The organism is Devosia sp., from assembly GCF_040509215.1.
In the GTDB taxonomy this organism is placed as follows: domain Bacteria; phylum Pseudomonadota; class Alphaproteobacteria; order Rhizobiales; family Devosiaceae; genus Devosia.
The window spans coordinates 1-6,390 of the sequence record NZ_JBEVLL010000003.1; the positions used below are offsets into that span (position 1 = coordinate 1).

Below are 6,390 nucleotides of genomic sequence, written 5' to 3' on the forward strand. Positions count from 1 at the left end.
ATGATTGTTGGTCAGACTGGTCAAACCGGCCTGACCAACGCGTCACGCCAGATGCTTGACGATCTCTTCGGTCATCTTCTTGGCGTCCCCGAACAGCATCATGGTGTTGTCGCGGAAGAAAAGCTCGTTCTGGACGCCGGCATAGCCGGCGGCCATGCCGCGCTTGATGAAGAGTACGGTGCCGGCGTCTTCGACGTTGAGGACCGGCATGCCGTAGATCGGCGAGGTCTTGTCGGTCTTGGCGGCGGGGTTGGTCACGTCATTGGCGCCGATGACGAAGGCGACGTCGGACTGGGCAAACTCGGAATTGATGTCCTCCAGTTCGAACACTTCGTCATAGGGCACATTGGCTTCGGCCAGCAGCACGTTCATGTGGCCGGGCATGCGGCCGGCAACCGGGTGGATGGCGTATTTAACTTCGACGCCTGCGGCCTTCAGCTGATCGGCCATTTCACGCAGGGCGTGCTGGGCCTGAGCCACGGCCATGCCATAGCCGGGCACGATGATGACCTTGCCGGCATTCTTCATGAGGAAGGCAGCGTCTTCGGCTGCGCCCTGTTTGACCGGGCGATCCTCTTCGGCGCCGCCGGTAGCGGATGAGGTGTCGCCACCGAAGCCGCCAAGGATGACCGAGATGAAGCTGCGGTTCATCGCCTTGCACATGATGTACGAGAGGATCGCGCCCGAGGAGCCGACAAGCGCGCCGGTGATGATCAGAGCCGTATTGCCGAGGGTAAAGCCGATGCCGGCTGCGGCCCAACCCGAATAGGAATTGAGCATGGAGACGACGACGGGCATGTCGGCGCCGCCGATCGGGATGATCATCAGGCCGCCGAGGACGAGGGCGAGCACGGTGATCGCCCAGAAGAGCCAGGGTTCGGCCGTGACGGTGAAGGCCCAGACGAGCGCCAGCAGCACGATGCCGAGGACGATGTGGATCAGGTGGCGGGCCGGAAGGATGATCGGCTTGCCCGACATATTGCCGTTGAGCTTGGCAAAGGCGATGACCGAGCCGGTAAAGGTGAAGGCGCCGATGGCGACGCCGATCGACATTTCGATGAGCGCCTGGGCGTGGATATCGCCGGGCACGCCGATGCCGAAGGCTTCGGGGGCGTAGAGCGCGGCGGCGGCCACGAAGACGGCGGCGAGGCCCACCAGCGAGTGGAAGGCGGCGACAAGCTGAGGCATGTCGGTCATCTTCACTTCGCGGGCGACATAGGCGCCGATGCCGCCACCGAGGCCAAGGCCGCCGATGATCAGCAGCCAGCTCACCCAATCACTGGGGGCCGCGACGAGGAGCGTGGTGACGACGGCGATGGCCATGCCGACCATGCCGTAGAGATTGCCCTGGCGGGCCGAACGGGGGCTCGAAAGCCCGCGCAGCGCCAGGATGAAGAGCACGCCCGCAACGAGATAGAAGAGGGCGGCGATATTGGCGTCGATCATCTCGCTCAGCCCTTCTTCTTGTACATGGCCAGCATGCGCTGGGTCACGAGGAAGCCGCCGAAGATATTTACGGAGGCGAAGACGAGGGCGATGAAGCCAAAGACCTTGCTGACCCAGCTCGCGTCATTGGCGAGCTGTACGCCGACGGCGAGCAGGGCGCCGACGACGATCACAGAGGAAATGGCGTTAGTGACGCTCATCAGTGGCGTGTGGAGAGCCGGGGTGACGCTCCAGACCACGAAATAGCCAACGAAGATCGCCAGCACGAAAATGGCGAGGCGGAAGATGAAGGGGTCGATGGCCCCACCAATGGCCCCATGGGCCACGGCGGCCGCGACATCGGCGACCTGTCCTGCAGTTGCTTCCATTTTACTGGCCCCCCTCCGGTGCGGCAGTCTTTTTCACGGCCGGTTTTCTGGTCGCCGGCTTCTTGGCCGCAGGTTTTTTGGCTGCGGCGCTGTGGTCTTCGACGTGCTCGGCCGGCTTGGTCGTCGGCTTCCTCGTGGCACGGGGCTTTGGTGCGGCCGGCGGGGCGGCGGCGCTGTGGTCGGGTTCGGCGGCGGCCGGTGCCGCGGCCTTCTTGGCCACGGGCTTTTTCGCCGTCACCGTTTTGGTGGCTGGTGCCTTGGCCGGGGCGTGATCTTCGACATGTTCGGCCGGCTTGGTGGCCGGTTTCTTCGTGCCGGTTTTTGGCGCCGGTTTAGCGATCGAGGCGCTGTGGTCAACCTTGTGCTCGGCCGGCTTGGCCGGGGCCTTGCGGGTGGCGCCGGTCTTGACTGGCGCGGCCTTGGCTTCGACCTTGCTGCTTGGCGCCTTGGGCGCGGCCTTTGGTACGGCGACAGGCGTAGCAGGAGCGGCAACAGCCGGGGCTGCTGCGGCGGCAAAATTGGGGTGCACAACGGCACCGTCGCGCGTGAGGACGGTGGCCTTGACCAGGTCGTCTTCCCAGTTGATCGCGAGCTTTTTGTCTTTCTTGTCGATCAGGGTTTCGAGGAAGGAGAGGAGGTTTTTCGCGTAGAGCTGGCTCGCGGTGGTGGGAATGCGGCTCGCGAGATTGGTGAAGCCGATAATGGTCACGCCGTTATAGTCGACGACTTCGTCAGGACGGGTCAGTTCGACATTGCCGCCGCGTTCGGCAGCGAGGTCGACGATGACCGAGCCGGGGGCCATGCTTTCGACCATTGCCTTGGTAACGAGCTTTGGCGCCGGGCGACCGGGAATGAGCGCGGTGGTGACGACGATGTCCTGCTTGGCGATATGGCCGGCGACGAGTTCGGCCTGTGCCTGCTGCTCGACGAGGGTCAGTTCGCGGGCATAGCCGCCGGTGCCCGAGGCGTCCTTGAGCGCTTCGGTCATGATGAAATTGGCGCCGAGCGATTCAACCTGTTCGCCCGCTGCGGCGCGCACGTCGGTGGCCGAGACTACTGCGCCGAGGCGGCGGGCGGTGGCGATGGCTTGCAAACCTGCGACGCCGGCGCCCATGACGAAGGTCTTGGCCGGGCGCACGGTGCCGGCGGCGGTCATCATCATCGGGAGGGCGCGGCCGAAATGGGCGGCGGCTTCGATGACGGCCTGATAGCCGGCGAGATTGGCCTGGGAGGAGAGGATGTCCATCACCTGCGCACGGGTGATGCGCGGCATGAACTCCATGGCGATGGCGGTAACGCCAGCCTTGGCGAGGGCGGCGACTTCGCCTTCATTGCCGTAGGGGTCGAGCGCGGCGACGAGGAGAGCGCCGGGATTGACCCCGGCAAGCGCCTTGGCGGCGGGGCGGCGTACGGCGAGGACAATGTCCGCGCCTTTGACTGCTTCCGCAGCGGACGCCGCGACACTGGCGCCGGCTTCGGCGAACTGGGCGTCGCTGATGCGCGAGCCCTGGCCCGCGCCTTTTTCGACGCTGATGGTGGCGCCAAGCCCGATCAGCTTGGCGACGGTTTCGGGCGTGGCGGCGACGCGATGTTCGCCTGCCACGGTTTCCCGCAGAACCGCAATTTTCATGAGAACTCTCCTACCCGCCTGCCGGCGGGCAGGCAGCTCCTGGCCTGCTTTTATCGATTATGGATTGACCACGAAGTACAGAATGACCAACACGACGGCCAATCCGTAGATCGACCACTTCACCCCGGTGATGAAGCCGGTATAGGTCTTTTCGTGTTCCACGTAGTCCATGGCCGATTCAAGGACCGGTTCGGAGTGGTGGGCGGGGTGCAGCTTGGTGGCCATATCGTCCTCGGAAATATAGTCGTCTTTGCGTCTGTGGTTTAAGGCGAAGTCGCCTCAAGTTCGTCGATCAGGCCTTCGATCATCGAAAGGCCGAGCGACCAGAAGTTGGGGTCCTTGGCATCGAGCCCAAAGGGCGCCAGAAGTTCGGAATGATGCTTGCTCCCCCCGGCCTTCAGGAGCTCGAAATAGCGCTCCGCAAAGCCTTCACTCGACTTCTCATACTGTGCGTAGAGCGAGTTCACAAGGCAATCGCCGAAAGCATAGGCATAGACGTAGAAGGGCGAATGGATGAAGTGCGGGATGTAGGTCCAGAAGATGTCGTAACCTTCGTTCTGGATGATGCCATCGCCCAATGACTCGGACTGCACATCGAGCCAGATCTGGTTGATTTCCTCGGTGCGCAATTCGCCCTGGCGGCGCGCGGTGTGGACCCGGCGCTCAAAGGTGTAGAAGGCGATCTGGCGGACCACGGTGTTGAGCATGTCCTCCACCTTGGACGAGAGCAGCGCAAAACGCTGCCTGGGGTCCGTGGTCTTGTCGAGCAGGGCCCGGAAGGTGAGCATTTCGCCGAAAACCGAGGCGGTTTCGGCGAGGGTCAGCGGGGTGTTGGCGAGGATCGGGCCCTGCCCGGCGGCAAGGCGCTGATGCACGCCATGGCCCAGCTCGTGGGCGAGGGTCATGATATCGCGGGTGCGGCCGAGATAGTTGAGCATCAGGTATGGGTGCGCGCTCGGTACGGTCGGGTGCGCGAAGGCGCCCGAGAGCTTGCCGTCGCCGGTCGGAGCGTCGATCCAGCCTGAATTGAAGAAGGGTTTGGCGACGTCAGCGAGATCAGGCGAGAAGCGGCCATAGGCGTCGAGCACGGTGGTGACGGCCGTGTCCCAATCCCAGATGCGTTCGTCGCTGGTCGGCAGCGGCGCATTGCGATCCCAAGCGTTGAGCTTTTCCTTGCCGAACCACTTGGCCTTCATCTTGTAGTAGCGATGCGAGAGGCGCGGATAGGCAGCTTCGACGGCCGACTGCAGGGCGTCGACGACTTCGCGCTCGACGGAATTGGCCATGTGGCGGCTGTCCGCAATGTCTTCGTAGCCGCGCCAGCGGTCGGAGATTTCCTTGTCCTTGGCCAGCACATTGGTGATGTGCGTGAAGAGCCGGCCATTGGCCTTGAACGTTTTGGCGAGGGCCTTGAAGGCGCTTTCGCGCTTCTTCTCGTCCTTCTCGGAAAGCAGGTGCAGGGTCGATTCAAGGTTGAGCGTTTCGCCATCAACCTCGAATTCGAGGCTCGACATGGTTTCGTCGAAGAGACGGTTCCAGGCGGAAAAGGCGGTGACCGACTTGTCGTGGAACAGCTCTTCGAGCTTGTCGTCGAGCTGGTAGGGTTTTGCTTTCCGTAGTTCGGCGAACCAGGTCGTGTAGCGGGCGAGTTCGGGGTCGCGCGCAATGGCGGCGTCGAGCTCGGCGTCGTCGACGCGGTTGAGTTCGAGTTCGAAGAACAGCACGCGGGTCGAGAGCGTGGTCAGCGCTTCATTGGTGTCGCCCATGAATTTGGCGCGGTCGGGATCGGTCGAGCGCTGCGCATATTGCAGGAACGAGAACGAGCCGATGCGGCCGGTGATGTCGCCCAGAACTTCGCTGTCCCTGATCGCCTGGATCAGGCCGCCGGACTTGGTGAGGTCGGCGAGCTTGCCCTTGTAGTCGCTCTCGAACTTGGCGGCGAGGCGCTTTGACTCTTCGAGCGCAGCCTTGAATTCGGCGCTGTCCTTGCCGGGATAGAGATCGTTTAGGTCCCAGGTGGGCAGATTGCCAAACTGGTTGTGGCCCTTTTGTGCGACAGCGCTCATGGATGAACTCCAAAATTCTCTTAAGTGCGGTGGACCTTAGCGAGGTGCATGTCTCGAATCTAGGTCAGAAAGACGTCCGTGACGCCGCGCCACACGAGGTAGAGTGCCAAGACCAGAACCAGCCAATAGGCGATCTGGTAGAAGAGTTTGACCGAGATGCGGCGCACGAGCCAGACGCCGAGCAGCACGCCCACAATGCCCACAGGAGCCAGCATGGCCGAATGGCTGAGATTGCTCACCGAGAGCTGGCCGAGGAAGAAATAGGGCACCAGCTTGGCTGTGTTGACGATGGCAAAGAACACCGAAGTCGTGCCGGCATAGACAGCGGGCGGCAGCTTTTTGGGCAGGACGTAGATCTGGAACGGCGGGCCGCCGGTGTGGGAAATGAAGCTGGTGAAACCGGCAATGCTGCCCCAGAAGGCCCCCCACGGCCTTGATGGCGGCAGGCCCTCGAGTTTCTTGCGCAGCGGCAGCATGGCGTCGATGACGAAGAGCAGCGTTACGATGCCGACCATCAGCAGCACCACTGCATCGCTGACAAAGGCCCAGAGGGCCCAGCCGAGCAGCGTGCCGACGGCGGCGCCGGGCAGCATGATCTTGAGAATGCTGCGGTCGAATTCCTTGCGGTACATCCAGACTGCCACCGCATCCATGCACAGCAGCACCGGCAGCATCATGCCGGCGGCATCGCGGGCGGGCATGACGAGGGCGAGAAGCGGCACGCCGACGACGCCGAGCCCTCCGAGGAAGCCTGCTTTTGACAAGCCAACGATCAGCACCGCGATCACGGCGACAGTGACAAAGACGGGATCAATCATGGGAAAGGCGAATCCGGCGGGTGAGGGCGGTATGAGCACTCTTGTATGGTTGATTTGTCAAC

The 6,390-nt window shown here is 63.0% G+C and carries 5 protein-coding genes and 1 pseudogene; all 6 read right to left on the reverse strand.

Features of this window, described 5'->3' with window-relative positions; genetic code table 11:
- Nucleotides 1-42 precede the first annotated feature (42 nt).
- Nucleotides 43-1,443: an NAD(P)(+) transhydrogenase (Re/Si-specific) subunit beta gene (locus tag ABW043_RS00110; RefSeq protein ID WP_353919219.1), complete on the reverse strand. Its 1,401-nt coding sequence runs from the start codon at nucleotides 1,441-1,443 to the stop codon at nucleotides 43-45.
- 8 nt (nucleotides 1,444-1,451) lie between these two features.
- Nucleotides 1,452-1,814: a proton-translocating transhydrogenase family protein gene (locus ABW043_RS00115; RefSeq protein WP_353919215.1), complete on the reverse strand. Its 363-nt coding sequence runs from the start codon at nucleotides 1,812-1,814 to the stop codon at nucleotides 1,452-1,454.
- A 364-nt stretch (nucleotides 1,815-2,178) separates the two neighbouring features.
- Nucleotides 2,179-3,444 (reverse strand): annotated as a pseudogene (locus ABW043_RS00120) (Re/Si-specific NAD(P)(+) transhydrogenase subunit alpha); the annotation flags it as partial.
- Nucleotides 3,445-3,501: 57 nt separating this feature from the next.
- Nucleotides 3,502-3,669: an aa3-type cytochrome c oxidase subunit IV gene (locus tag ABW043_RS00125; protein ID WP_353919216.1), complete on the reverse strand. Its 168-nt coding sequence runs from the start codon at nucleotides 3,667-3,669 to the stop codon at nucleotides 3,502-3,504.
- Nucleotides 3,670-3,707: 38 nt separating this feature from the next.
- Nucleotides 3,708-5,510, reverse strand: coding sequence for a M3 family oligoendopeptidase (locus tag ABW043_RS00130; RefSeq protein WP_353919217.1), 1,803 nt, complete (start codon nucleotides 5,508-5,510; stop codon nucleotides 3,708-3,710).
- A 59-nt stretch (nucleotides 5,511-5,569) separates the two neighbouring features.
- On the reverse strand, nucleotides 5,570-6,328 hold the full coding sequence (locus ABW043_RS00135; protein ID WP_353919218.1) for a sulfite exporter TauE/SafE family protein: 759 nt from the start codon (nucleotides 6,326-6,328) through the stop codon (nucleotides 5,570-5,572).
- Nucleotides 6,329-6,390: the final 62 nt, after the last annotated feature.

Coding starts and splice junctions, on each gene's coding strand:
- ABW043_RS00115 (WP_353919215.1), bottom strand. CDS start 1,814: ATGGAAGCAACTGCAGGACAGGTCGCCGATGTCGCGGCCGCCGTGGCC.
- ABW043_RS00125 (WP_353919216.1), bottom strand. CDS start 3,669: ATGGCCACCAAGCTGCACCCCGCCCACCACTCCGAACCGGTCCTTGAA.
- ABW043_RS00130 (WP_353919217.1), bottom strand. CDS start 5,510: ATGAGCGCTGTCGCACAAAAGGGCCACAACCAGTTTGGCAATCTGCCC.
- ABW043_RS00135 (WP_353919218.1), bottom strand. CDS start 6,328: ATGATTGATCCCGTCTTTGTCACTGTCGCCGTGATCGCGGTGCTGATC.